Raw genomic sequence first — 25,720 nt, 5'->3', positions numbered from 1 at the left:
TTTATAATTTAAATAGTATAATTAGTATATTAATATAACATAACTTTGTTTTTGTAAATGAAAAAAAGCACCCCCAAGAGTGGGTGCTTGATTATTTATATTTAATGGTCAGCCCTCCCCCTCCTAACTGCTCAGCTTCCAAGGATGGGGTCTGCGATGATCTAATGTGCCAAGGATGCTCACGAAACGGCATCGATTTGTTGTTCCTCTTGATCGGGCCGTTCATAACGATATAAATACCGGGACAGCACGCCATGCTTCGGCGACAGCAGGAAGCTTACAAGAAAGACGATCCCGGTCGCGAAAGCCATCGATCCCGAAATGGACGTGTCCAGCCATACGGCGACGTAATAGCCCGCGAAGGCAGAAATCACACCGAAGGCGCCGCTGAGCACCAGCATAATGGACAGCTTATCTGTCCATAGATATGCCGCTGCAGCAGGAGTAATGAGCATGGCGACGACCATAATCGCCCCGACGGCATCAAACGAGGCAACGGTTGTGATCGACACCATCGACATAAACACATAATGCAAGAGCACAACCGGTATGCCGATGCTGGCGGCTAAGGCCGGGTCGAAGGAGGTGATTTTCCATTCCTTGTAGAAGGCCAGGATGACCACCAGCACGACCAGCAGCACGGCAGCCAGCATGAAGGTTGCCTTAGGCACTTCGCCAAGAAGCGGTACATTCATGACCTCCCAGGGCACGAACGCAATCTCGCCCATCAGCGCGTGCTTGGTGTCCAAGTGGGCATTGCCGACCTGGGTAGCAATCAGAATGACGCCGATGGCAAACAATGTCGTAAACACCACTCCGATCGAGGCATCCTGCTGAACCCCCCGGGAATGAAACCACTGTACGAGGAGGGCCGTTAGAAGGCCGGTAATGATCGCCCCGATCAGCATATGAGGTCCGTTTAATTCCCGCGTAATCAGAAAGGCGGTTACAATACCGAGCAGCACGGTATGACTAATGGCATCGGCCATCATGGCCATTCTTCGCAATATGAGAAACACCCCGACAATGCCGCAGGACAAACCGACCAACGAAGCAGTAAGCAATATCCAGCCCGTATATGTCATCGTTTACTCCCCCTCCCTGATGGCCGGAACCTTGGTCCAGCTTGAGCTTGGATCCTCCACCTGCTTCTTCTTCTCGGATCGCAGCTGGAGTGCCTGAATCAGCAGCCCTTTCTCCGAGCCGAACACGAGCGACACGGTGAATAATACCGAGGAGGCTATCACGATAAACGGGCCCGTCGGCCAGCCTTTGCCGAGCGTGCTGATCAAGGTTCCGATCAGACCGGAGCCACCGCCGAAAATCGCGGACAGGATCACCATCGTTCTGAACGATTGCGTCCAGTACCTTGCGCTAACAGCCGGTATGATCAGCATTGCCGCCATCAGGATGACACCTACGGCCTGAATGCCGATTACGATCACGAGGACGAGGACCGCCATGTAGATCGCGTTCATCCATCGGCTGCTTAGTCCGAGCCCGCGGGCAAAGTCCGGATCGAACAAAAACAGCTTCCATTCCTTGAAAGCGACCGTCACGATCACGATGACCAACAGGGCTAGGGCAAGCATGGTAAAGACGTCTTTACGGACCATGGACGCGGCCTGACCGAAAATAAAATTATCCAGTCCGCTCTGGTTGCCTCCAGCCGTACGATTGACGATCGTGAGCAGCATGATTCCGAGTCCGAAAAATACGGACAGGATCATGCCCATCGCCGTATCCTCCTTGATCCGGCTGGAGGAGCGGATCCATCCGATTAACCAAGCGCCGATCAACGCGCTGACCGCGGCTCCGATGATCATGAACAGCAGATTTTTGGTACCGGTCAGCGCGAAAGCCACAACCACGCCCGGAAGGGCAGCATGCGAAAGCGCGTCACTCATGAGGCTTTGTTTCTTCCAATACGCAAGACAGCCGATCATGCCGGCCGCCATGCCCAAAATCAAGGTACTGAGCAGCACCCATTGTGTATTTGGAGACAGCAATGAATTCAACACATGTTACGCCTCCTTCATGAAGCGAAGGGAACCGCCATAGGCCCGGTATACGTTGTCCTTGGTGAACGCGTCCTCCGTCTTCCCGTGGGCAACGACGGTACGGTTAAGGAGCAGAACGTGATCGAAGTAATCCTCGACCGTCTGCAAATCGTGGTGGACAACCATCACGGTTTTTCCCGACATTTTCAAATTTTTCAGCGTGGTCATAATCGCACGTTCCGTCGCAGCGTCCACTCCGGCCAGCGGCTCATCCATGAAATACAGATCGGCGTCCTGCACAAGAGCCCTTGCCAAAAACACGCGCTGCTGCTGTCCCCCGGACAGCTGGCTGATCTGCCGATCCGCAAAATCGGCCATGCCCATCTGCGCAAGGGACGCCATCGCCTTCTCTTTATGGCTCTTGTTCGGCCATTTCAACCACCCGACGCGCCCGTAGAGTCCCATCATGACAACGTCGAGCGCATTGGTTGGAAAATCCCAATCCACCGATCCGCGTTGAGGCACGTAGCCGACTCTCGTCTTGGTCTGACTCAGCGTTGATCCGAAGAACGATACGTCTCCCGAGAGCTTCGGATGAAGCTCCAGCATCACTTTAAGGAGCGTGGATTTGCCGGCCCCGTTGGGACCGACAATGCTGGTTAACGAACCTTGCTCCACCTCGAACGAAACATCATGAAGCACCTTATTTTTACGATAGGATGCATGCAAGCCTTGAACTTTCAGCACACTCATCTTATTCACCGCTTCCTGTTAATGCATGATAAATGGTTTCAACGTTATGGCGATACATTCCGATGTAGGTCCCCTCCGTCGTCCCTGCTTCCCCCATTGCGTCAGAGAAAAGCTCTCCGCCTAGCTTCACGTTGAGCCCTTTCTTGGCTGCTCCTTCAATGACCGCGTTGATGGAAGCCGGGTTGATGCTGCTTTCAATAAAGACGGCGGGGATGTTGTGTTCAAGCAGCGTATCGATCGTCCCGTTGATGTCCGAAAGACCGATCTCATCCTCAGTACTAAGTCCCTGCAGCCCGACGACCTCCATGCCGTGCATGCGGCCAAAATATCCGAACGCATCATGCGCAGTAACGATAACCCGCTGAGCTTCAGGAATTTGACGGATCTTGTCTTTAGCTTCTGCCTTCAGTTCATCCAGCTTGGCGAAATAATCCCGCTTGTTTTGTTCAAAATATTCGGCATCATCAGGCGAGAAGGCTTTCAGCTCTTCTACAGCCGAATCCAGCGCCAGCTTCCATAGGTCGATGTCAAACCAGACATGGGGATCAATCGCCTTACCTTCATCCTCAAGCAGCTGATCCCTCGGGATCGCATCCGCAATGGCCAGCACCGGTTTATTTTTACCAATCTGCTCAAAGATCTCCGTCATATTTCCTTCGAGATGCAGGCCGCTGTAAAATACGACATCGCTGCCTTGCAGCTTCTGAATGTCTCCTTGCGTAGCATTGTATAAATGCGGATCAACCCCGGGCCCCATCAGGCTTTGGACCTCTACCCGGTCACCGCCGATGACGGTAATCGGCTCTGCAATCTGACCAATCGTCGTCACAATTTGGATTTTCTCTGCAGGATCCCCTGATGCTTGGTTCGTCTGCGGCTCACCGGAAGCACATCCGGATAGCACGAGTACCAGACTCAGCATGACCGCTCCCAGCATTTTCGTCGTTTTACTGAACAATTTGGTTTTCATCTTCCATTTCTCCTCCTCCAACGTATTGCCTTGTTCGAACATGACAATGTGCTTCTCCCGTCAATTCCATCCTGCATCAAACCAAATGTAATTCCTTGTACCAATTATTTTGCCTTAGGTAAACTTTAATAGCTATGTACAAAAAATAATCCATCATTAGGCATTTGTCAATACGATTTTGCCGTTCTTACGCAAACCACAACAAAATCAACGTCAAAATTCCTTGTGGTTATCCTTGTTTTTCGATTTTTTAAACGGATGCAAATTATTTAGAAGCGGTTAACTTATTTTCCTTTGATGATGAAAATACTGTATAAAACAAAAAAACGAAGCCCCTGGTCAGGTTCTTCGCTAGTTTCTGGTTTTATACTTGTATCTTTCGCTTAAGTTATCCTAAAAACCGAACATGGGAAAGCTTCGTTTTCATGCGGTCCAGCTGTTTTCTCGTACGGCTTCGACGATCGGGTAGCAGCTGAATGCCGGCATGTTCGGCAATCACCGAAACCACCTCATCGATGGATAGCCGATCCGTATCGATATGCTGCCGGAATACTTCCTGCGATAATCCGCTGATGCATCGGTCAATCTGCTGGGCTGCCCATGAATTCGCTCCTTCATAACGGCTACGAAGGCGCTTAAGGAGGACCTCCCTTGAAGCACACAAGGTAAAATGCCGAACATCCACACCGTCCCGGCGGAGCCTTCCTACGATTTCATCGAAATATTCCGGATTGGTTACCGTCATTGGCGCAATGATGATGCGGTTAGACTCCTGGTCCATGTGCTTGAACATGGCGTAATTAAACTCACGCCACATCGGGTAATGCTGGAAATCATCCCGCTTGGCATCCGGCGGCAGGTTTGACCGAATGAAATAGCCGGCATTTTCCGGATCGTACACATACGAATTCGGCAATCTGCGATGAAGCTCGTGTGCAGCTTGCGTCTTCCCGGAGCCGAAAGCTCCGTTAATCCATAGAATCATGGTTTACCTCCTGAATAAGGCCCTTATTTTCTCAAAAAATCCGGAGTTCTTGTCAGCGTCTTGCCATGATCCCGCACGAAGCCGAACTGCTCGTACAGACCGTGCGCATCCCTTGTTGCCAAAATGCCGAATAAATTTCGGTAATCCGGATGTCCGGTAATCGTTGCGATTAGCTTTTTGCCTACGCCTTGAGCCCGGTAAGCCGGATCCACGTAGACGTCGCATAACCAATACACGGTCGCCCCGTCGGTGACCACACGGGCAAAGCCGATTTGCCGCTCGTTATAATAAGCACCGAAGCAAACCGAGCCCTTCAATGAATCCAGGATTTTAGATCGGGACCGCTTATTGGCCCAATAGCTGTCATGCAGAAATCTTAAGATGGCTGCTGTATCCAGCAAGGAAGGGTCGCTGCTGATCGTCACGTCTTTGAGATCCAGGGGTTCATTCATGATGCAAGATCCGATCATTAACATGGAGCCTCTTCTGCTCCAGGATCTTTTCTCTCAGCCGATCGCATTCCTCGTTGATCCGAGCAACTTTGCGTCGCGTCAGAAAACGGAGAAAAACAAGCACCGCATACTGTGCAAAGGTCCAGCCGGATGACACCTCGTCGTCATGGTGATAGAAGCCTGCGTTCATGGATCCCCCTCCTAACCCTATGGGTTCATTTAGAAAACCTTCCCAGTTACCATCTTATGATAACCGAACGAATAAAACAACGCCCCTGGCGGCAATTCGCCATCCTGCTGTTATTGGCCGTCTCGTTGATAATTGTTTCAAAATAAGCGTTTCCCATCTCGCGGAGAAGATGATCGAGAACGCTTGCATAACATATCGGGTGGCATTCGGCAGCTATGGAAACAACTCGGTTCAACCATTTAAAAAAGGCTCCGAGCAGCTAAGCCCCGGGCCTTTTCTTCGATATCGTCATGCAATTGGGGTGCCGTCGGGCAGCTTGTATTCCGGCCGCAACAGGACAACATCTCCCTTCTCCGGAACTCCGCCCAAGACCAGCACCTCGGATTCAAAGCCTGCAATGCGTCTCGGCGGAAAATTCACAATCGCCGTTACCTGGGTGCCGATCAGCTCCCCGGCGTCGTATCGGCGCGTAATTTGCGCGCTAGTCCGCTTGATTCCAAGAGGACCGAAATCAATTTTCATTTTAATCGCCGGAACGCGGGCTTCCGGGAAAGGCTCGGCGTCCACGACGGTTCCAACACGGATATCCAGCTTCAAAAAATCTTCGATCGTTGCCATGTTGATTCGCTCCCTTGCAATGGTTACCGAAGTTTTGCCATGAACTTCGTATGGTGGGAATCATCATAACATCAGCAGCGGAAAGGCCGCAAGTTCGAGAACGGTTATAATCATTTCATCTGGGGGCGAGCCCAGCGATGAAGAAGGCTCATATGCTTCCAGTACGATATTTCTGCTCCTCCATCTCCCTTAGCCAACGTTCATGGAGTCTGGTAATTTTGTCCCATATCCCTTCACGCTCCAGCTCCGAATAATGGACGAGTTCCTCATGGAATAGATCGGCCAGCACTTCTCTCCACTGAGCCTTGCTTACGATTTCTGAGGAATGCATGCCCGCTTCATCCCATGACTTCAATATCCGGCCTTTGAGCTCATGGATTCTGTTCACGCTCCGCTGCCTTACAATGAACAGGTCGCGCCAAGGCGACTCGGGGGATCGGCTGTAGAATTTATGGTTAGCTGTGAAAACATCCAGGGTGTCAACCACATCAGGAGCATAATCTATCCCAACATAGGAATTGGCAGGATCATGCGTCAGACGCCAGCCTCCTTGTACCACAGCGGACTCCATGAGGCTGTAAGAGAACGGTCCTTGACGATATGTCCCATATCTTAACGGTATCGGTTCATAAGGCATATCACCTAATCCGACATCAACGATCCATGGCTCTTCTTGTCCGTCGTCATTGGCTAAGCTCACGGTAATCCCTAGATGAAATCCGTTAATTCGCGGCTCTTGCCCGATCGGCTGTACTCCCGCCCGATGCCACCGTACCTTATAACCCAAAGCCTGAAGCAGCGTGCCGAACGCGCCGTTCAGATGAAAGCAGTACCCGCTGCGCCGGCTCAGCATCAGCTGAATGGAACTCCGCACGTCCATAACGGTCGGTTTACCCGCAAAAATATCGACGGTTTGCCAAGAAATTCGCTCTACATGTGCTTGATGAAGCTCGAACAAAAACGCTTGTGTTGGAGCCTTTCTATCGTAAATTCCCAATCGGTTTAAATATGATTTGACTTCCGCATCCGTAATCAATATCTCCACTCCTCTGTGATCAGCCATCTGTAATATATGCTATATCGCTTCTGACCTTAAGGAAATGGTCAGAAAAGGCAGATTTAAAGAGACAGTTGCCGTCGCGCCTCAAAGCCTGATTTTACGCCATTTTCTTGATCACGGAGGTTAGGTCACGGGGTTACGCGGCGGTTCATTAATCAAGCGACCAGGCTTTACGCAGCAGCTGGATTCCGTACTCCATCTCTTCCTCCCGCAACCCCGCAAATCCCATATATAGTCTCGGGTACTGTCCGGCATCCTGCGTTTGCCCGATCCACATCTTTCGCAGATCATAAACCCTTACTCCCTGTTCCGCCGCAAGGCGAATCAACTCCTCTGACGTGACATGCTTCTTAATCGTCAGCTGGATATGCAATCCCGAATACTGGCCGGAGATCTCCACATGGTTGCCAAGATAAGTATGAAGGATGTCAATTAGGTGTCGATGCCGCTTCCGATACAAGCTTCTCGTTCTGCGGATATGACGGTACCAATGCCCCTCCTTGAAAAAAGACTCCATCGCCCACTGCTCAACCCGGGACGGAGCAAAAAACAACGTATGCGGCATCTTCTTCAACCGATTCATCAAATCCGGCGGAAGAACCAGATAGTTCATCCGAAGCGTCGGCGTCAGCACCTTGGAGAAAGTTCCCGCGTAAATCACCCTTCCGCTCCGGTCCAGACCTTGGAGGGAAGGAATCGGCTTTCCATGGTAACGAAATTCGCCATCATAATCATCCTCGATGATATATGCATGGTTGTCCTCTGCCCATCGCAGCAGGCGTTCCCGCTCGGGGTATGGCATAATGCTCCCTGTAGGAAATTGATGGGAAGGCGTGACATACACCAGCTGTACCTGCCTCCGGTTTAACGCAGTGATCGATATGCCGGAGTCCCCGACCGGGATCGGTATGACCTGAAAGCCGTTCAAATGGAATTGATCACGGACAAGGCTGTAGCCGGGCTCTTCGAATGCCACCGCTTGGATGCCCTTAAGCAATTTGGAGAGAATCCCCATGCTGTATGCCGTGCCTGCTCCGATGACGACTTGCTCCGGCGTAGATTGCACGCCCCTTGAATTCCGCAAATAATCGGAAACCACCATACGAAGACCGTATTCGCCTTGCGGATCACCGTAATGACCGATTTCTTGCAGATGTTGGTCCAGCGATTCCTTGAGCATTTTATTCCAGATCCGTACTGGAAAAGCACCCGGGTCTAGTGCTGTCGGATTAAAATCAACTTGAACCGGAGGCAAGCTGTATTCCGTGCCTAGCACTGGTGCAGCCGCAGCAGGTTTAGCAGCCTCCCCGCTTATAGGTCGCGCCACTTCGCGTTGGTACGGGTTAACGGCATACAGGCCGGAACGGGGCTTGCTGATGACATAGCCCTCCGCCGTCAGCATCTGGTAGGCCGTTTCAATCGGGGTTTTGCTAATATTCAACTGATTTTGAAGCGACCTTACCGAAGGCAGCCGCTGTCCGTTTGCTATAACCCCGCTTCGAATGCTGTCGCGTATGAGGAAATACAATTGCTGGTATAGAGGCTGCTCGCTTTGCTCCGGTAGAAGAAGATCGATCATAAGAACGCTGCCCCCAATCTGGTGTTTGAAATGTCGCGTGATATGCAATTTATAATATCTCCGGCCTCTTTAATGTCATGGACAGGTGACCTGCACGATTTATTAAAAACTGACCATTTTATAGTAGTCAGATTTATTTTATTATAGAACTTGCTTGCCGACTAGATCCGAATCCGCCTTCATCGGTCTCTCCCTTGCATGATCGAGTCGTGACCGTGAGCATCGGTAGGACCAGCCGCAACAACAACGTTCGCGTCGGGAGGAAGAATAACATGAGCTCATTCATCCATCTAAAAGACAAAATCGGCCAAGGCATAACATTTCGGCATTGGACGGGTCCTAGGTCGATGGGGCGCCCGTCCCGCTTATATTCAAGCGGTCATGGACCAGTTCAAGCGTGAGAACCCGGACAAAGAAGCGCATGAATACCAGACTCGCCTTGACGAGACATACCGACGGATCGGCCAGCTGTACAACGAAGGGACGTTCTATCAAGCCGTAATCGTTCAAGAAGTAAAGGATCTCCTGCAGACGTTCCCAGCACCTGGCCTTGAAATATAAAAATCGCAGGCCTTGGCCTGCGATTGCACTTATGTTATCCTTGATCGCTTACCTTATTCTTCATTACCTACATTATCCCTGTTTATCTCCTATTACAGTACGCTGTTCTCAATCATTCCACTGCGTTTAATCTTCCAGCTCCCAAGCCGGATTCCAGCATATTTCCCACAGATGCCCGTCCGGGTCAAGGAAATGACCCGAGTACCCTCCCCAGAACGTATCTTGAGCGGGGACAGTTACGGTTGCCCCTGCCTTTACGGCTTGCTCCATGACCTCATCGACTTCTTTCTTGCTCCCGACATTATGGCCGATCGTCATTTCCGTCGAGCTTGGTGCATGATGCGGGACATTCGCTTCCACGGCCAAGTCCTTGCGACTCCAAATCGCCAGCTTCACGCCAGCCTGCAGATCGAAAAAGGCAACCGCTCCATGCTCAAACTCGGTTCCGACAATCCCCTCAGTCGGCAAGCCGAGTCCGTCGCGGTAAAATTTCAGCGATCGCTCCAGGTCATCAACGCCAAGCGTTAGTACAGATATACGCGGTTTCATGATACATTCCTCCTAAACGTGTGGCTTTCGCCTTCAGGTTTAACTTCCTGTCACTATTTATTTTCGCTTCCGATAACCCGTAAAGGATTGTAAAAAACGGACATCTTGTACACTAACCCTGGCTGCACGGGGCATGGAACACCTGCTGAGGCGAAGCGCCGTAGAATCGTTTGAAGCTGTGGATAAAGTGCGACTGGTCATAATAGCCGTATTTAGCGGCGATATCCGGAAACCGGAAGGATCGGGCATGAAGCAGCTCCCGCAGCAAATATTGAAACCGGATGATGTCCGTCATTTCTTTGGGACTGATGCCCAGCTCTTTTTGAAAAGCCCGACGTACCGTTCGTTCGCTGTAATGGAGCTTCTCCGAGAGGGATTTGACGCTCAGCATCCCCTTCTCTTCGTATACATATCGGAGCCCATGCAGCAAAATCGGCTCGTCAAGGGAGAAGTCTGCCCGATCTAACCTGTTCCATAAATAAGATTCCATTCGTTCGATCCGCTGGCTCGTCTCGGCAGCTGTCATGATGCTCTCGCTGAACTCGACGGCGTCCCTACCCCAAATCTCATGCAAGAACACTTGCGTATTCCGGAATTCCGAGACGGGAAAGCGAGTGAATAAACGAACCGTCTCCGAATAGAAGCGGACGCCGAACAGGCAGTGATGCTCCGTTATGGAGAACGCGTCCGGTACAGTCATAACCCCTGCCACGAAGGCACATTCGGAGGCGGAACGGGAATGGAGGTCAAATATAATGTCGACGCATCCGTCGGGCAAAATGCGATGCTGCGGCGGGCGAGCCGATGGCCGCACATCCAGTGTCCAATACGCGGCCACATAAGGACTCAGTCCAGGACTTGGCAGAAATTCGCGATAGCTGTAGGAAGCGTCCGGATGAGAAGTCTCGATCATCGGAGCTTGCAGCGGGTTGAACGATCGCATGGTCTCCCTCCCATTCGTTCTGACGTCGCTTTCATTATACGATATTTGGCCTCTCCCTTGGGCTAGTTCGCGAAAATGGATACCGCACTGTATATGAGCAGCAACCCCATCGCAATATTGAATGCTCGCTCATGGCGGTCAAGGAAACTTTGGAGGAGCCTGCCGCCTAATGCCCAAGTTAAGTTGGCGCTAATCCCAACGGCCGTCAGCAGTAATGAAAACATGATCAATTGAATGCGGGAATCCGCCACAGGGATTACGAAGGACGAAATGGCCGTAAAACCGTATAGAATCACCTTGGGATTGATGAATTGAAAGAAGAATCCGAACCAGAAGGAATTCATGCCTCTGGCAAGGTCTTCGTTTTGCTGCGGCTTGCTTCTCATGATTTTGACGGCTAAATACAGCAAATACAAGCTCCCCAACAAATCCAAAGCGATCTTGGCCCTCGGAATCCATTGATTTAACGCAAAATTGAAGTAACCGGACAACAGCATGATGACGAAGCATCCCGCTGCAACCCCGCCGATAAACTTTAGAACGGCCCGGTACCCGTATTTTTGGGCCTGGGTCATCGAGATAATATTGTTCGGTCCCGGCGTAAAGGATGAAACGAGAGCAAACATAAGCAAAGGTATGAGCATGGCCGCCTCCTCCCCTCTTGTTGTATGATATAATTTACGATGTGTGCACTATAACGTATGTACGTTTAATTATACATTATGTGCGTTATAACGCACAATCTAAAATTTGTTCAGCAGGAGGCACTCGAACATGAAGCATATCAACAGCATTCTCGCTCAAAACTTGAAGCGGCTCAGGGAAGAACGCAAGCTTAGCCTGGACAAAGTGGCTGATTTGACCGGAATCAGCAAGACGATGCTCGGCCAAATTGAACGCGGCGAATCCAGCCCCTCGATTGCTACCGTATGGAAAATCGCCAATGGGCTGAAAATCTCATTCACCTCCCTGATCCATGAACCGGCAACGGATACCGTTGTCGTACCTGCCGATGAGGTCCAAGCATTGGTTGAGGATAATGGAAAGGTCCGTATCTATCCGTTGTTTCCGTTTGAGGACGGACGCAGATTTGAAATCTACTCGCTTCAGATGGAGCAAGGGGGATATTTAAGCGCGGAGGCTCACATCGACGGAACGGAGGAATTTATTACGGTGTTCGAAGGAGAACTAACGATTCGGATCAGTACCGAGGAATACACGGTGCGTCGCGGGGATTCGATTCGCTTTAAAGCCGATAAACCTCATGTTTATCACAACTCCGGCGAAACGACTAACCAGTTCAGCATGGTGATTCATTATAGAGAATAATGCTGGGAATCAGACAAATTAAACGCATCCTGTTAATAGGATGCGTTTAACGGGGATGCATTTAACGGGGATGCATTTAATCTTAACGTCGAAGCGCCTGGGTGCTGACCACCCCGTATCGGGATAACAGCTTCCTGCCGAGCAGCGCCACAGCGCGATCCGTCAGAAAGCCCATTATGCCGAGGCAGAAGAGGCCTACGAATATCCAGTCCGTACGGAAGAACAGCCTGGAATTCCAGATCAAATACCCGACGCCTTCGTTGGATGCAATCATTTCAGCTCCGATAATCGCCATGAACGACGTCCCCATGGCAAGCCTTACCCCCGTGAACATATACGGAACCGTTGCGGGAATGATGACATGAAGAACCGTTTGCCATTCGGATGCGCCCATGCTCCGGGCGGAACGGATTTTGTCCTCTTCCACGGACAACACGCCAGTCAGCGTGTTCAGCACCACGATAAAAAAAGTGGCGTACAAGATAAGTGCGACCTTTGACGTCTCCCCGATCCCGAACCAGACCAGAAATAACGTAATGAAGGCAATCGGCGGAATAAAGCGGATGAAATTCAGGAAAGGCTCTGCAATGGCTCGCACGGCATTCACCTTGCCGATAATGAGCCCTGCGGGAATCGCGATCAGGCTGCCTAGCGTCCAACCGAGCAGAACCCTGTAGGAGCTGATGCCGATGTAGCTTAACAGCGTTCCGTCTTGAAGCAGCTCATACCCGCCTTTTCCCGTATCGATTGGCCCCGGCAGAATTTCCGGTCCGTAGACCCATGCCAGGAGCTGCCACGCCGCCAGTATGACAAACCAGAAGATGAGATGGCGAATGCCTTTGATCATGTTATTGCTCATCGTTCTCCAAACTCCTTTCTTCGCATCGCTAGTCATCAAAATGCTCTTGGATTCGATTATGAAGCCGGTGGAACTCCGGCTCGGACAAATCGCGCGGATAAGGCAAAGGGACGTCGTAAATATCCGTGATCCTGGATGATGGTCCTGCGGACATAATGCCGATCCGTTCTCCTAGGAGCAGCGCCTCCTGGATATCATGGGTAACAAAAATAACGGTTTTATTCGTTTTTCTCCAGATATTGACTAATTCCCTTTGCATCGTGCGTCTCGTCATGGCGTCAAGCGCCCCGAACGGTTCGTCCATAAGCAGAATTGCAGGATCGTTCGAGAGCACTCTGGCCAGTTGAACGCGCTGCTTCATGCCGCCGGACAGCTCCCTCGGGAATTTTTGCTCGTGCCCGGCCAGCCCAACCAAAGAGATATACCGATCCGATATTTCCCTTCGCATCATGGCAGGCAACCGTTTCATCCGCAGGCCGAATTCCACGTTCTCCCGGACGTTCAGCCACGGAAACAAGGAAGAATCAGCCTGCTGAAATACGACAGCGCGGTCCTGACCGGGGCGCTCAACTTCTCGTTCCCCGACCTTCACCTGGCCTGACGTCTTGGATACGAAGCCCGCGATGAGCCCGAGCAGCGTTGATTTGCCGCAGCCGCTCGGCCCGAGCAGTATGAAGAACTCTCCGCCTTTCACCGTCAAATTAACATCCTGAATGATGTAATGCAGTTCCCCTGCTCCCGGCTGCGAGAAGCTTTTGTTCAGCTGCTCAATATATATCCCGTTCGTTTGCGGCGCAGCGCTCATTGATCGCCATCCCCTTTCTTGATATCGATAACGCGTTCGGGAAATGCCTCCCTCACGATATCCAAATCCAATTTCTCGTTCAGGTCAAAGTCTCTCTCGATAATGCCGCTGGACACCATATACTCCTTCTGTCCTTCCAGCCCCTCGTAAGCCTTATCCGAGAATCCGATGCTCCATGGATTGACCGGAAGATCCTTTAGAGTCGCGTCCTTCGGTTGCTTTACTTCCGCGTACATGATTTCCGCCGTTTCCTCCGGATGTTTCTGCGCGTATTCCGAAGCTTCATCAAGCGCCTTGAGGAACTGTACAAACCCTTCACGGTTCTTCTTCAGAAGCTCGGTCGGCGCGATCAGCCCCGTGCCGATCCGCACCGGCGTCTGCGACATATCGGTCAGCTCGCGCGCCTCTGAAAGGGCGCTGAATTTTTCATTCAGAACAGCACCGTATACCCATGCTGCGTCAATCTCCCCTTTTTTCAACGCGACGTAAGCCTCATCGAAGCCTCCCTGGCCGACGAGCTCCACATCGGAAATAGCAATACCGTTCTCGGCCAAGTACACATCCCATAGATAAGGAATAAAGGTCCCTCTTGAGAAGCTCAGCTTCTTGCCTTTCAGATCGGCTGCGCTTTCGATTTCCTTGCGAACGTACAGCTTCCACTCGCTAGCGCTGAGATCCGTTGCCGTACCGGATGAAGCAAAGATGGTGTAATCGCCCTTACCGGCAGCGTTCAGAAGCGGAAAGTCGGCGCCGAATGCAACATCCACCTGTTTGATGAACAGGGAGTTCACGCCTTCGGCAGGCGTTGCGAAATTTACCAGCTCCGCTTCGATTCCGTACTTTTCGAAGATCCCCTTGGATTTCGCAACGCGGAATGTCGTATTTGTGGAAATATCCGCAATTTTAAGTTTTAGCCGGCTTTCCTGCTGCTCCTCACCTGATACGCCGCTGCAGCCGCCAAGCAGACTCGAGATGCTCAATAAGCACAGAAGGAGCAAGACACTTCGTTTTCCACCATTTCGGCTAGTTCTGTTCATGGCGATCCCGGTCCTTTCTGGCCGTTTCATCCGTTCTGGCCACGCAGAGGGCTCCCTCTCCGTAAGAGATCGTCCCTTCAACTTCAACGGTCGTAATGGCCCCACGCGGTGCTGCTCCCGGAAGGCGGTAATCGGCGACATCGATCTTGGGGATCTCCGTTTCGATGGGCTTCTCAAGCTGCGGAACCCAATCGTACGGCACACGATACGCCCGGTAGACCATGTTGGAGTTCCGGTTGTTTTTATACGGCGATATGTACTCCCATACCAGCTCATGCTCCCGTGTCACTTCGAAGATCCGCCCGTCCGCGCCTTCCGTAATCAGCGTGTTGCCGTTAGGGAGGCGCTGCGCCGAGCTGATGTACGGACTGTAGAAACGGTAGGAGTCCAGCGGTGCCTGAAAGCCGGCTTCCGTCGGTGTGTACTGCCATTCGATCTCCAAGGTAACGGGATTGATCTCCAGAACGCGGGAGTGATCCCGGCGAGCAACCTTCAGACCGTCAGGCGACTCCGGATTAGGACTTCCATATCCGCCCCAGCCCCCGTTGTCGAAAATGAGAATGTTTCCTTCGCCCGGAAGCCCCTTGGGGATCAGATGAGCATGGTGCTGACCAATGATCCAGCCAATATGCTTCACTTCCTCCTGATCATAATTCGGGCCCAGCTTCCAGACGATTTCGCCTGTACGTTTGGAGATGATGGCAATGATATTGCTTTCTCTGGCATCCCAGATGATGTTATCCGGATGGAAACGCTGGTCTCCCGCATCATAATGCTTGTTGGGCCCTAATACCGACACCGAATTGATATGCATCCAGTCACCTGCATGGACGCCGAAGCCGCGGGTGTTCGGGTCCCGATACAGAGACTGCTTCGCATCTTCGTCAAACCCAAGCTCGGAGAAATGATCGCTCACGGACCACTCCCATAAGATTCGCCCTTCCCAATCGACTTCAATAATCGTGTCATCAAGCAGCTCGATGCTCGCGATCTCGGAACGGGTGACATTTTTGTGCGCAAGGATGATCGTTGTGCCCGAGTCGGTCTTGGGTTCCTGCCCCGGCGCATAGTAGCCTACCGGGTTGCCTTCCCGCTGATAATCATGATGCTGGCGAGCCATCCACTGCGGAGAATGACCCGGATCTTCGATAAATTCATAGCGGTCAAATTTCCATACGATATTGCCTTCCCAATCGACCTGAACGAGATTGCTCTCATCCTGGAAGCCATATTTCGGATCCCGCTCGGAAGTGCTGCCTAGTACAAATCCTCCTGGAAACAGCTTGTTGGGAAAACCACGCAGCCCTTTCCATAGGTGTACCTCTCTGCCATTCATGTCAATCAGGAGCGCGCCGACATCAGCTGCCTGAAATATCGTATAGCCGCTCCAGGCCTTTTCAGGCAAATATACCGTCGCACCCGTAGGATAAATCGTCGGATGTCCCATAGTTCAACCCACTCCTTAATAACGTGATCATTAATATGAGATAAAATCCCGGTTACGCCGGGAAGCTGGAGATCCGCCTTTTCCCGCTGGTCCTTCGGAGATATGGCCGACCAGCTCGTCAATCCGTTCCGAGAAGCCCACCAGCGATTCGTTGAGTCGTTTAAAATAATGGATTTGCTGAATTAACTCCTCTTGCGAAAAAGTGCCGAACAATAAATCGATGATGCAGGTGCCAACCTCCTGATTTCGAAGCAGCATCTTCCGCCCACGCTCCGTAATATTAAGCGCGATTGAGCGCCTGTCGGTCCGGCTTCTCTGCCTGACGGCAAACCCGGCGGCCTCCAGCTTGTCGCACAGGGCGGTAACTGCCCCGGACGTGAAATCCAGAACCTCCGCAAGATCGCCTAATCGCTGTTCGCCGTTTCGCTCAATCGTCTTCAAGATCAGCAAGCCGGGAAGGGATACGCCCTCTACCGAAATCTTGTCGCGTTCTTTCACAAATCTACGAACAAGCTTGCGAAAATGCCAGTCCGCCTCTTCCATCAATATCCAATCCTTGTTTTTCTCCATACCGCTCCTTTCCCGGTTAGCATACCCTCCGTCTGCCGGTCGGTGAATCAGCCTTGCGCTCCTTAAAAGGCGCGGCCTTTCTGCCTTCGTTAAAGCAGAAAGACTCCTGCCATTCTTACCTCTTACACGAGGTGAGAATGATAGGAGCCTTTGGTGGACCAATCGGCTGATTATATCGTTCAATACTAAGATAATGAGCGTTCATTTAATGATAAATGAACCACTTGCTTGTGCTTAGATTAAACCCATTAATTCAACCTGTCAAGTGGGAATTAACTAAAACTTCTGCTCAGTTAAATATTCCGGCTTTCTTCGAGGTTTGCTTTATCCATTCGCTCCATTGGCACCCGTAATGGCGATGGCAGGAATCGCAGTATGGAGGTCGTTTTTATACCAGGTGTGGGCATGGTTCACCCCCCTCATCACAAAAGCCTTTCCGGTTGAGTCATACAACGTGGTTCCGCTTACATAAAAACCGGCAGCAGTCTCTGTTCTCGAAAACCCGCTTCCGACCACAGTGAGCATAAGAGCGACTAACAAATGAGTCCTCCATCCGATCCATAATGACAACACGCTTTTTCCTCCTTTAGGAACGAACGGATATCAACGCGAATTCTTCACCAGCTCGATTTAAGTTATCGTTTAATTTATAAATGGAGTTTATAATGCGGATTTGTGATAGTCAATCCGATTTTAACGATCCCTGGTATTTGCGTTGTGTCGAACTTCCGCGTTGACATATATGGTCCTCAACCATTAGATTTATATTTAGTTAATCGATTACTTTATATGGAGGCTCTTATGAATACACATGATCCGATCTTTAATGAGATTCGCAAGGAATGGCTTGAGCATATCCTCCCCTTCTGGACCCGTTTAAAGGATGAATCAAATGGCGGATATTACGGCGAAGTCGATTTCTCACTTACCGTTAAGCCTCGTGCTCCGAAAGGCTGTATTGCGAATTCAAGAATCTTATGGAGCTTTGCCGCAGCCTATCGCGTCACGGGAATTGCGGATTATCTTAAATGCGCGCGACATGCGTTCTCCTTCCTTACCAAGCGGCTGCTGGATTCCGAATTGGGCGGGTTGATCTGGATGGCAGACTATCAAGGAAATCCGCTGGACACCCGTAAGCACATCTATAATCAAGCCTTCGGCGTATACGCTTTAAGCAAATATTTCCGTGCAACCGGTGAACCTGACGCGCTGAAGCTCGCACAGGAGCTGTTTAAAACGATTGAAACGGTCGGTTATGATGAGCAAATCGGGGCCTATCGGGAAGAGTTTGACCGGGAATGGAACGAGCAGCCTAATGTAATGCTGAGCGGCAACGGAGTTGTGGCAGACATTACGATGAACACGCATATCCACGTGCTTGAAGCCTATACCACGCTTTACCGCATTTGGCCGGATCCGCAGGTGAGGCAATCGCTGGATCGGCTGCTGTCGATTTTGCATGATCGTATGTTTGATCCGGAGCTTGGAAGGCTTAATGTTTTCTTCGACAAGAACTGGGCATCGCTGACGGATGTGACTTCCTTCGGCCACGACATTGAAGCAAGCTGGCTGATTCAAGACGCGATTGAAGCTGCAGAGCTTTCGAATCCGAAGTATAAGCAAATGGTCCTTGCCCTCGCGCATTCCGTATCCGCGCGTGCCATACTATCGGATGGCTCCGTGATGAACGAGGAGGAAGGCGGCCGGCTGGATACGACCCGCATATGGTGGGTACAGGCCGAAGCGATGGTCGGCTTTCTGAATGCGTATGAGCTCACGGGCGAAGCACGCTTCCTCGAGCTAGTGCGAAAGATATGGAGCTATACCAGCGAGATGATCATCGATCCGCGTCCGGGCGGTGAATGGTACTGGTCCGTTGACGGGCAAGGAAATCCCGCTGGACGTGAAATTGCCGGTCCCTGGAAATGTCCCTACCATAACAGCCGCTTCTGCATTGAGATGCTGCTTCGGATGGAGCGGCTGCACTCAAAGGCTTAATGATAATATTAGCCGCTGGTCTCGTCTTTATTTGTCATTCCCAAGCAGGTATACTTGATTTTGAACCAGGCGAGCATTCTCTCGAATCTAATACTTCAGAGAGAAAAAAAGGCTTGCAGCCATTGCTGATAAGGAGAGAGACATTGCGGTGAGCAAACATATTACGATGAAGGATATCGCCGAAAAGCTAGGCGTCAGCACGGTAACGGTATCCAAAGCTTTGAATGATAAGGAGGGCGTTGGCGGCGAGCTGAAGCAGAAGATCAAGGCTGTCGCGGTGGAACTGGGCTACCGTTTGAACACGGCCGCCAAGTCGATGCGCGAAGGATTAACCTACAATATCGGCGTAGTCATTCCCGAGCGGTTTACCGGACCGGATCAGTCGTTTTATTTAAGGGTTTATCAAGAAATAGCGAAAGCGCTTGAATCCTATGGCTATTACGGCATCCTTCATATTCTAAGCAGCTCGGATGAGCAGGAGCTCCAACTGCCGCGCGTGTACTATGACCGGAAGGTTGACGGCATTATTCTGCTCGGTCAGATCAGCAAACCATATATCGAGCTTATGGATTCGACCCGGACGCCGATCGTGTTTCTTGATTTTTATGACGATCATCGCGATATTGACGCCGTGGTCACCGATAATTTTTACGGTGCCTATGAGCTGACGAACTACTTGATCCGTCAGGGACATCGGAACATCGCTTTTGTTGGAAGCATCCATTCCACGAGCAGCATTCAGGACCGCTTCCTCGGATATTACAAGTCGCTTCTTGAACATCGGATTCCGCTTCGCCAAGAGTGGGTTCTTCATGACCGCGATGAGCACGGGAGCTTCGTCGACATCGCCCTTCCTGATGAAATGCCAACGGCCTTTGTATGCAATTGCGATCAGGTAGCCTATCTGGTAGTCCAACAATTGAAGAATGACGGCTGCCGCATACCGGAGGATTGCTCCGTCGTCGGCTTTGACAATGATATCTACGCCACATTGACCGACCCGCATCTAACGACGGTGGAGGTCGATATTGAACAGCTGGCGCAATCCTCCATCCAGGCCATGCTGGGCAAAATCGCTTCGCCCGACCTGCGGCACGGCCGCATCGTCGTTCCGGGCAAAATCATTTACCGCGAATCCGTGCGAAAGCTGCTATAGCCTTCTCATGCATAAAAGACGCAAAAAAAGGCAACTGCCCTGTGAACTGCACCCCTATTGTTATTGTTAGACATAACTTAACAGTGGAGCTGCAGTTCACCTGTAGCAGCTGCCTTTTATTCAATTTTGCTTCGGGTTAACCTCATTTGCTCAATCTTGCTGAAAGAGCGGGCCTAGTCAGGGAATAAATCGCACACACAAGGGAGATAATGACCACCCCGCCTCCAACCCATGCCGTACTGCTGACAGAGCCCCCCTGCTCCAAGACGATACCTCCGATAGCTGAACCAAGGGAAATGCCAAGCTGCAGCGCTGAGTTGTTGAAGCTTTGCTGGATATCGGACGTGTCCGGGTCCACCTGAATCAGGTAGTTTTGCAGCGGCGGAGCCAGGCTCCAGCTTAACGCACCCCAAATGATCATGACTGCCATGAACAAGACCATGGAGAACGTCGTGAACGGCAAGGCAAACAGTACCAGCATAAATGAAGTAATGATCATAATAATGCTCTTAGGGGATCCGAGAGCATCGGCAAGTGCTCCGCCAAAAGCACCTCCACCTACGGCCGATAAACCGAATATAAAGTAGAAGACACTAATCCAGTACGGGTTCAGCCCCAGCTCCGACTCCAGAAACGGCGTAAAATACGCGTATACGGTATAATGTCCCGCCAGCATAAACAAGCATGCCAGATGAGCCCCGGCAATTTTCGGATTGGCCAGCGCCTTGATCTGCTCACGGAGCGGAGTCACTTGATCCGGCTGGATCCGGTCCAGGAAGAAGTAAATAAGCGCCATCGATCCGATCGACAGGACGCCGATCCCGAGGAACAGAACGCGCCATCCGTAGGCTTCGCTAATCATGATCCCCAGCGGCACCCCCAGCACCAGGGACGAGCTGATGCCCATATAAATGAAGCCAAGAGCCTTAGCCCGGTGCGCAGGCTCCACCACCTTCGCCGCAATGGTCAGCGACAGCACAATAATAAGCGCCGTGCTCATGGCCGTCAGTATTCTTGCAGCCATCAGCATCGTGAAATTCGGACTTACGTATGCTATCACGTTTGCGACAAAGAATACGAACAGGGACAGCATATATAGCCGCTTACGTTCCATTTTTGCCGTCAAAACAAGAAGAACCGGCCCCGAAAAAGCATAGATCAGGGCGAATACCGTGATCAATTGCCCTGCGGTACCGATTGAAATATTTAAATCTTGAGCAATTTGGGGCAAAATACCGCCGACAATCAATTCCACCAATCCAACGCATATGGTTGAGATTGCAAGGATAAGCACCTTCAAATTCATTTGCTATCGATCTCCTTCCATCATCGCATGTATAACTTCTGCGGCCAAAAAAATAATCCTGACGACGGAAAATGAAAAAGCCATTTTCAGTAGTCAGGATTTTTACGGTTCCTGGTAGAGACCCTCAGACCATATTAATGAGGTTATACTAGCTGTGAATATTCGTTTCTAGCACTGTTGAATAATTTATCACATCGTTTGTTAATGATCAACCCTATGAAACATTTTTTCAGAGATTTTCAAATTATCTTAGCAAAGAATGATCCAACATCTGCCACATCCGAAAGCTTACGCAAATTCACTTAGGAATGAGCCGATCCGTCTTGCGGCTTCACGCAGCACATGCTCTTCCTGCACTAGCGCAATGCGTACGAATCCTTCCCCTTCGGAGCCGAAAGCATCGCCGGGGATGACGGCGACACCGGTTTTGAGCAGCAGCTCCCGAGCGAAAGCTCGCGAGCTCCAAGGCTGATTGCGCTGCAAGAATGCCGGCGGTAGCTTGGCCCACAGGAACATGGTCGCACACGGCTTACGTACCTCCCACCCTGCTTCAGCCAGTGCTTCCACCAATACGTCTCGGCGGGACTCGTACAGCGATGCAGCCGCATTTCCGGCTTCGGGGTCCGCCATTGCATCCTTCAATGCAGCAATTGCAGCGGACTGAATCGGTTTAAATACGCCAAAATCGATGTTGTTCTTAAATTCGCGAAGCGAACCGACAGCCTCCGGATTTCCGGTCAGGAATCCAACTCGGCATCCGGCCATATTGAAGCTTTTCGAGAATGAATGGAGTTCCACCGCAACTTCTTTGGCGCCTTTCGCCTGCAAAATGCTGACTGGCCGGTAACCGTCAAATCCCATTTCCGAATAAGCCATATCATGCACAATCAGCACATGATGCCGCTTCGCCTTCTCGACCAAGGATTCGAAGAAGGCTAGATCGGCTTCCGCCGCAATCGGATTGCCGGGAAAATTCAGCAGGATGAAAACCGCCTGCTCCCATACCTCTTCCGGAATTCGATCCAGATCGGGAAGGAAGCCCCGCTCCTCTCTCAAGGGAACATGCCAAGGGGTTACGCCTGCAATGGCCAATGCGCCGGTGTAGATCGGATACCCCGGATCGGGAACGATGGCGATATCTCCAGGATTGCAGATGGCTTGGGCCAGATGGGATAGTCCATCCTGCGAGCCCATTAAGGCCAGCATTTCGGAATCAGGGTTTACCTTGACCCCATAACGGTATGCCATCCAAGCCGCACATTGGCTGCGGAATTCCGGCGTGCCGCTTGTGCCTGGGTAAGAATACTGCTCTTCTTTCATCACTTCCGAGCTTAGCGTTTCGCGTATCGTTAATGAGGGGCCGCGGTCCGGGCTGCCGATGCCCAAATCGATCACTTGTTTACCTGCTTGCAACGCCTCCTGTTTCCACTCCGCGACCTCCGCAAAAATGGAAGAGCCGAGATGTGAGAGCTTATCGGCGCGCCATGAACGGCGCATTCTAGAATTCGTCAATGATTACACCCGCTTTTTTTGCATTTATTATAGCATGAATAAGCTCTACACTGGGCAGGCCCCAAGGCGTTCCCTTCCCTGCATATGAATAACTCCCTGCCTTAACCGCCTCTCATAATCAGTCTATAACCTGTGAGCTCATCGCCTAACCTTCGTTTAAAAATAGTTGTTGTTCTAAGTTCCACATGGGTACTTGCGCACTCAACGCATGCACAGGAGACGTATGATATACCAGTTCATGGGGAGATGTTCGCGGATGGGATGTCCGACTAGGAAAAAGAAACGATGCAAAAAAAACTAAAACTGTGGGATTCAAACCAAAGAAGAGAAAACGCAAGATTAGGATAAAAACGGTTCGAATGTCAGTTCCGTCATCAAGAAGTTGTTGCTCGAAGCAGGGTCGGGCACAATCAGAAAGCCTAACGAAGTGCCCAGAAGGATACGCGTAAAATTCAACAGGTACGTGTTGCGCCAGAAGAAGGGATAATTCTCTTTGTTTTTCCTCACTCCTACAAAAAGACCCCACTCTCAAAGCCGAAGCCGTAAGTGTGGAGTCTTCATGAATCTATAGGGGATACCCATTCATTATTGCTTTAATTCCGGCATCTGAGTAAATAACAGATTCACCGGCAGATTGCTGCCTGGGGCCGCGGTCAGAATAATGTCTACCTGCTGTTCATAATCGCCGGTCCGGTACAGAACCGATTGTTCACCAGGGGATACCTGGCCTAACGAGTAGATCGGCGTAATCGTTCCGTTAACCATTGCATAGCCGGAATACTTTCCGCCGCGCGGGTTAAACGAAATCAGCGTATTCGGCGCAACGCGGTCCAGCGTAATTTTGTACAGGACGCCAAAGTTACCCGTATTCGAGGTAGTATCTCCGACCATCGGGTCCGTTCCCTGAAGGTTCGGATCATCCATGTTATCCCCTAGAACCAACCGCTGGGGATCCGCGCCGACAAGCTCGGAATAACGGATGACACGGGTGGAATCCGGATAGGTGCCGCGGTTATGCACACCGTCTCGGTTCAAGATCGGGAGCTCCGGCAGCACCTTCAGCGGGTCGGCTTTCTCGTCGATCATAATGACATCGAATTGAATCGGCAAATCGCTGTACATATCCGAATATAAAGAGATGACATGCCCTTGCTTCATGCGGACTTCGCTAAGCTCGGTCATCACCAGCTTCTGCTCGCCCGGTGCAAGTGTTACCGACATTTGCTTCGAACCATCCTGCATCGATTGGAAGTAATTCAGCACCGATTTCTTCCCTGCCGCTGTGGCGATCGGAGAAGGTCCGGCAAAACCAAGAAAGTCTTGGCGAAGCGTTACCGGCGTGCTGTTTTTGTTTGTTGCCACGACGTACATCTTAACGTTCTTATTCAAGTTGTTCACATGGTGGATCATAAACCGCATATCCCCGGATGCCGTTTCCCGATAAACAATGCCTTCGCTGTTGACGGTCTCCGGGCTGTTGCTGCGGATCAGCGTGCTCGGCTCGTCATAGAACTCGTAATTGATTTTATCTCTGGATGTCACCGAGCCCGTGAAAGTGAATTTCTCGCCTTCCGGAATAAAGAGCTTGTTGAAGTCTTCTTCTACATACAGGGTTTCGTCTGTGATATGAATCGTATGCTCGTAAGTGGAGCTGAGCCCCTTTCTGTCCGTTACGGTCAGCCGGATCGTATGAACTCCCGGAGTAAAGTATGCATACTGCTTGTTTTCCCATTTGTAGGTCAATTGCTCGTTCTTATCTATGTCGTCATAGCTCTGATCGATGATCGTGACCAGCTCACCCATCTTGTATTCGCCCTTATCGGTATCAAACATGGCGACAGGCGGCTGGTTAGGTTGAACGACGGTAATTTTTACGCTGTAAGGATCACTCCAGGTTCCGGTGGAATCCTGAACGGCATAGGTAATGGTGTACTCTCCCGGCGTATCGAATATGTCCTGTCTTCCTTCCCAGCGCTCATTGATGATCTCGCCCTGGGCATTCTCAACCTCTGTTGTGTATGTAACGGTCGTTTGTCCGGCCAAAATCTCTTTCGGGCCCACGGTGAATTTGGCTACCGGCTTGGTCTGCAAATTCATGATTACACGCTTGCCCGCGTTATCAACGGAATAAGGAATCTCTAACGCCTGCGTGATGGCAGTCAGTGGAACCATAAAGGTGCCGTTTGTCTGATAGGAAGTGCCCTTCATGTTCTTGGATACGCCGTTCACGGTGTATTTGCTGCTGTTTGTTTTGAATCGGAGCTCGTTGCTGCCTTTTGTAATTACCGTCTCCTTCGTTTTCTTGTCGTAAGAGACCTTGAAGCCGACCCGATCTACAAGAGCACGAATGGGAACGTAGGATATGCCCTTCTTCACTTGCATCGGCTGAGGCGCATTGTAGGTCACGCCGTCTTGAATCATCTTGGTGCTGTTGAAATAAAGAATAAGTTCTTTGCCGCCAGCGCTTATCTGGTTATTTGGATTATTTGGGTTATTTGGATCATTCTGATTATCCTGGGCTTCTCCAGGAACGGTTGGCTCTTGTTCGCCGCCCGTGCCTCCTGCTGCCGGATCGGTCGTACCATCTTGCTCTTCAGTAACTTCCCCTGTTACTGTCTCTGTCGAAGCAGCGTCCGTTTGAGAAGTTTGAGAAGTTTGCGAGGTCCCCTTCGTTTCGGCGCTCTTGTTCGTTGCTGTCTGTTCGTACACTTCTTGGGTCACTGTTCCCGACTTGTCGTCCGGGACACTTGCATCCGCACTCGCCGGATATGCCGCAGCAAGTTGAGCTACAGCGAGCACAGCAAGCAGTGATCGTTTCTTCAGTTTCATTCCTAAGCTCCTTCTAATCCTATTTTGTTTATAATGAAAGATGTCCATACTATTAGACGCAAATATTGGTAAAAAAGTTTCTCTCATTCCTCAATTATTCTGATAGAAATTAAAAACAAGTTCTATAAGGTGCCTGTCCTCATGGTTCCAAGGTATCGTTGATCCCAGTTTTAAGCGCAAAAAAGGCTGCCGGCGAGAATACGCTGGCAGCC

25 protein-coding genes, 1 pseudogene and 1 riboswitch are annotated in these 25,720 nt (G+C 50.9%); of the genes and pseudogenes, 3 read left to right on the top strand and 23 right to left on the bottom strand.

Translation table 11 applies throughout. The annotated features are described in order from the left end of the window. Positions 1 to 179: 179 nt before the first annotated feature. The 14 genes from MKX76_RS06505 to MKX76_RS06440 all read right to left on the bottom strand — a co-directional run bounded on the left by MKX76_RS06505 (position 180) and on the right by MKX76_RS06440 (position 11,304). Positions 180 to 1,085, bottom strand: coding sequence for a metal ABC transporter permease (locus tag MKX76_RS06505; RefSeq protein WP_007128269.1), 906 nt, complete (start codon positions 1,083 to 1,085; stop codon positions 180 to 182). Positions 1,086 to 1,088: 3 nt separating this feature from the next. Next, on the bottom strand, positions 1,089 to 2,021 hold the full coding sequence (locus tag MKX76_RS06500) for a metal ABC transporter permease (protein WP_007128270.1): 933 nt from the start codon (positions 2,019 to 2,021) through the stop codon (positions 1,089 to 1,091). A 3-nt stretch (positions 2,022 to 2,024) separates the two neighbouring features. Beyond that, a complete protein-coding gene (locus MKX76_RS06495) occupies positions 2,025 to 2,753 on the bottom strand; it encodes a metal ABC transporter ATP-binding protein (RefSeq protein ID WP_007128271.1) in 729 nt (242 codons plus the stop codon). 1 nt (position 2,754) lies between these two features. Next, positions 2,755 to 3,723 carry a metal ABC transporter solute-binding protein, Zn/Mn family gene (locus MKX76_RS06490; protein ID WP_040738227.1) on the bottom strand — a complete coding sequence of 323 codons (969 nt, stop codon included), beginning with the start codon at positions 3,721 to 3,723 and terminating at the stop codon, positions 2,755 to 2,757. Positions 3,724 to 4,111: 388 nt separating this feature from the next. Beyond that, positions 4,112 to 4,708 carry an AAA family ATPase gene (locus MKX76_RS06485; protein ID WP_007128273.1) on the bottom strand — a complete coding sequence of 199 codons (597 nt, stop codon included), beginning with the start codon at positions 4,706 to 4,708 and terminating at the stop codon, positions 4,112 to 4,114. A 23-nt stretch (positions 4,709 to 4,731) separates the two neighbouring features. Further along, positions 4,732 to 5,160, bottom strand: coding sequence for a GNAT family N-acetyltransferase (locus MKX76_RS06480; protein ID WP_213615526.1), 429 nt, complete (start codon positions 5,158 to 5,160; stop codon positions 4,732 to 4,734). Next, positions 5,153 to 5,350, bottom strand: a complete 198-nt coding sequence (locus MKX76_RS06475; RefSeq protein WP_007128276.1) for a hypothetical protein — start codon at positions 5,348 to 5,350, stop codon at positions 5,153 to 5,155. Before MKX76_RS06475 ends, MKX76_RS06480 begins: the two co-directional genes overlap by 8 nt. Before the next feature lie 288 nt (positions 5,351 to 5,638). Beyond that, positions 5,639 to 5,968 carry a chaperone CsaA gene (gene csaA / locus MKX76_RS06470; protein WP_007128277.1) on the bottom strand — a complete coding sequence of 110 codons (330 nt, stop codon included), beginning with the start codon at positions 5,966 to 5,968 and terminating at the stop codon, positions 5,639 to 5,641. 148 nt (positions 5,969 to 6,116) lie between these two features. Next, positions 6,117 to 7,004 (bottom strand): arylamine N-acetyltransferase family protein, encoded by an 888-nt coding sequence (locus tag MKX76_RS06465; protein WP_007128278.1) that lies wholly within the window; start codon positions 7,002 to 7,004, stop codon positions 6,117 to 6,119. A 175-nt stretch (positions 7,005 to 7,179) separates the two neighbouring features. Beyond that, a complete protein-coding gene (gene pdxR, locus MKX76_RS06460; protein ID WP_213615524.1) occupies positions 7,180 to 8,607 on the bottom strand; it encodes a MocR-like pyridoxine biosynthesis transcription factor PdxR in 1,428 nt (475 codons plus the stop codon). Positions 8,608 to 8,946: 339 nt separating this feature from the next. After that, positions 8,947 to 9,117 (bottom strand): hypothetical protein, encoded by a 171-nt coding sequence (locus MKX76_RS06455; protein ID WP_341033250.1) that lies wholly within the window; start codon positions 9,115 to 9,117, stop codon positions 8,947 to 8,949. Between the two features lie 177 nt (positions 9,118 to 9,294). After that, positions 9,295 to 9,717 (bottom strand): VOC family protein, encoded by a 423-nt coding sequence (locus MKX76_RS06450; protein ID WP_007128280.1) that lies wholly within the window; start codon positions 9,715 to 9,717, stop codon positions 9,295 to 9,297. Between the two features lie 112 nt (positions 9,718 to 9,829). Further along, positions 9,830 to 10,660: a helix-turn-helix transcriptional regulator gene (locus tag MKX76_RS06445; protein WP_341033249.1), complete on the bottom strand. Its 831-nt coding sequence runs from the start codon at positions 10,658 to 10,660 to the stop codon at positions 9,830 to 9,832. A 62-nt stretch (positions 10,661 to 10,722) separates the two neighbouring features. Next, entirely contained in the window at positions 10,723 to 11,304 is a 582-nt protein-coding gene (locus tag MKX76_RS06440) for a LysE family transporter (RefSeq protein ID WP_341033248.1), read from the bottom strand. Positions 11,305 to 11,434: 130 nt separating this feature from the next. Here MKX76_RS06440 and MKX76_RS06435 point away from each other — a divergent pair, with 130 nt between their 5' ends. Beyond that, on the top strand, positions 11,435 to 11,989 hold the full coding sequence (locus tag MKX76_RS06435) for a helix-turn-helix domain-containing protein (RefSeq protein ID WP_007128283.1): 555 nt from the start codon (positions 11,435 to 11,437) through the stop codon (positions 11,987 to 11,989). An 82-nt stretch (positions 11,990 to 12,071) separates the two neighbouring features. Here the strand turns inward: MKX76_RS06435 and MKX76_RS06430 are convergent, their stop codons facing one another. The 6 genes and pseudogenes from MKX76_RS06430 to MKX76_RS06405 form a co-directional block, all read right to left on the bottom strand. After that, positions 12,072 to 12,848, bottom strand: coding sequence for an ABC transporter permease (locus MKX76_RS06430; protein ID WP_341033247.1), 777 nt, complete (start codon positions 12,846 to 12,848; stop codon positions 12,072 to 12,074). A gap of 28 nt (positions 12,849 to 12,876) precedes the next feature. Further along, positions 12,877 to 13,653 carry an ABC transporter ATP-binding protein gene (locus MKX76_RS06425; protein WP_341033246.1) on the bottom strand — a complete coding sequence of 259 codons (777 nt, stop codon included), beginning with the start codon at positions 13,651 to 13,653 and terminating at the stop codon, positions 12,877 to 12,879. Then, entirely contained in the window at positions 13,650 to 14,690 is a 1,041-nt protein-coding gene (locus tag MKX76_RS06420; protein WP_341033245.1) for an ABC transporter substrate-binding protein, read from the bottom strand. The genes MKX76_RS06425 and MKX76_RS06420 overlap by 4 nt, the downstream gene beginning before the upstream one ends. After that, positions 14,677 to 16,137, bottom strand: coding sequence for an aryl-sulfate sulfotransferase (locus MKX76_RS06415; protein ID WP_007128287.1), 1,461 nt, complete (start codon positions 16,135 to 16,137; stop codon positions 14,677 to 14,679). Before MKX76_RS06415 ends, MKX76_RS06420 begins: the two co-directional genes overlap by 14 nt. Positions 16,138 to 16,167: 30 nt before the next feature. Further along, entirely contained in the window at positions 16,168 to 16,707 is a 540-nt protein-coding gene (locus tag MKX76_RS06410; RefSeq protein ID WP_007128288.1) for a MarR family winged helix-turn-helix transcriptional regulator, read from the bottom strand. 339 nt (positions 16,708 to 17,046) lie between these two features. Beyond that, positions 17,047 to 17,232, bottom strand: a pseudogene (locus MKX76_RS06405) (glycoside hydrolase family 5 protein); the annotation flags it as partial. A gap of 276 nt (positions 17,233 to 17,508) precedes the next feature. Between MKX76_RS06405 and MKX76_RS06400 the strand changes: the two are divergent. Both MKX76_RS06400 and MKX76_RS06395 read left to right on the top strand, forming a co-directional pair. Beyond that, positions 17,509 to 18,705 carry an AGE family epimerase/isomerase gene (locus MKX76_RS06400; protein ID WP_007128290.1) on the top strand — a complete coding sequence of 399 codons (1,197 nt, stop codon included), beginning with the start codon at positions 17,509 to 17,511 and terminating at the stop codon, positions 18,703 to 18,705. A gap of 148 nt (positions 18,706 to 18,853) precedes the next feature. After that, complete coding sequence (locus MKX76_RS06395; protein WP_007128291.1) at positions 18,854 to 19,861, top strand: substrate-binding domain-containing protein; 1,008 nt, start codon at positions 18,854 to 18,856, stop codon at positions 19,859 to 19,861. 142 nt (positions 19,862 to 20,003) lie between these two features. On the opposite strand, the gene MKX76_RS06390 is transcribed toward MKX76_RS06395, so the two are convergent. The 3 genes from MKX76_RS06390 to MKX76_RS06380 all read right to left on the bottom strand — a co-directional run bounded on the left by MKX76_RS06390 (position 20,004) and on the right by MKX76_RS06380 (position 25,508). Continuing rightward, the gene (locus tag MKX76_RS06390) at positions 20,004 to 21,167 is read right to left on the bottom strand and encodes an MFS transporter (RefSeq protein WP_007128292.1); all 1,164 of its coding nucleotides are present in this window, start codon (positions 21,165 to 21,167) and stop codon (positions 20,004 to 20,006) included. Between the two features lie 70 nt (positions 21,168 to 21,237). After that, positions 21,238 to 21,338: riboswitch (purine riboswitch) on the bottom strand. A gap of 117 nt (positions 21,339 to 21,455) precedes the next feature. Beyond that, on the bottom strand, positions 21,456 to 22,664 hold the full coding sequence (locus MKX76_RS06385; RefSeq protein ID WP_007128293.1) for an aminotransferase class I/II-fold pyridoxal phosphate-dependent enzyme: 1,209 nt from the start codon (positions 22,662 to 22,664) through the stop codon (positions 21,456 to 21,458). Positions 22,665 to 23,264: 600 nt separating this feature from the next. Further along, positions 23,265 to 25,508 carry a stalk domain-containing protein gene (locus MKX76_RS06380; RefSeq protein ID WP_007128294.1) on the bottom strand — a complete coding sequence of 748 codons (2,244 nt, stop codon included), beginning with the start codon at positions 25,506 to 25,508 and terminating at the stop codon, positions 23,265 to 23,267. Positions 25,509 to 25,720: the final 212 nt, after the last annotated feature.

Source organism: Paenibacillus sp. FSL R5-0810 (assembly GCF_038002285.1).
Taxonomy (GTDB): domain Bacteria; phylum Bacillota; class Bacilli; order Paenibacillales; family Paenibacillaceae; genus Paenibacillus_AQ; species Paenibacillus_AQ lactis.
Note: the sequence above shows the minus strand (reverse complement) of the source record. Positions and strands in the feature narration are given on the sequence as shown.